At 51.1% G+C, this 542-nt stretch carries 5 tRNA genes; all 5 read right to left on the bottom strand.

Going from position 1 to position 542, the window contains the following annotated elements:
- Positions 1-19: 19 nt before the first annotated feature.
- The 5 genes from SCSH_RS10255 to SCSH_RS10235 all read right to left on the bottom strand — a co-directional run bounded on the left by SCSH_RS10255 (position 20) and on the right by SCSH_RS10235 (position 428).
- A tRNA-Gly gene (locus SCSH_RS10255) sits at positions 20-91 on the bottom strand.
- Between the two features lie 3 nt (positions 92-94).
- A tRNA-Thr gene (locus tag SCSH_RS10250) sits at positions 95-167 on the bottom strand.
- Positions 168-178: 11 nt separating this feature from the next.
- A tRNA-Leu gene (locus SCSH_RS10245) sits at positions 179-261 on the bottom strand.
- Positions 262-273: 12 nt separating this feature from the next.
- Positions 274-346 (bottom strand) — tRNA-Lys (locus tag SCSH_RS10240).
- Between the two features lie 9 nt (positions 347-355).
- Positions 356-428 (bottom strand) — tRNA-Asp (locus SCSH_RS10235).
- Between the last annotated feature and the right edge of the window lie 114 nt (positions 429-542).

Below are 542 nucleotides of genomic sequence, written 5' to 3'. Positions count from 1 at the left end.
CCACCCCGGCCTCAAAGGAAGCGAACGACGGGATTCGAACCCGCGACCCCCACCTTGGCAAGGTGATGTTCTACCTCTGAACTACGTTCGCTTATGCCGGCTACATGACTTGAACACGCGACCCTCTGATTACAAATCAGATGCTCTACCAACTGAGCTAAGCCGGCCTACTCTCTTATGCGGGTGAAGGGACTTGAACCCCCACGCCCTTAAAGCGCCAGATCCTAAATCTGGTGCGTCTGCCAATTCCGCCACACCCGCATTCTCTCTCTATGACCCGTACTGGGCTCGAACCAGTGACCCTTTGATTAAAAGTCAAATGCTCTACCAACTGAGCTAACGAGTCCTCCTTTTACGGTCCCGACGGGAATTGAACCCGCGATCTTCGCCGTGACAGGGCGACGTGATAACCGCTACACCACGGGACCTATTTGTACTCGGACTAAAATCCTAGTGAAAAAGATGCTCTGACTAAGAAATCAGGATTTCTTGTCAGACCCCTATTTTCATACGGATTTCTTAACGTCCTTAGTAACATCTTG

It is taken from the genome of Streptococcus orisasini (genome assembly GCF_001431045.1).
GTDB lineage: Bacteria > Bacillota > Bacilli > Lactobacillales > Streptococcaceae > Streptococcus > Streptococcus orisasini.
Note: the sequence above shows the minus strand (reverse complement) of the source record. Positions and strands in the feature narration are given on the sequence as shown.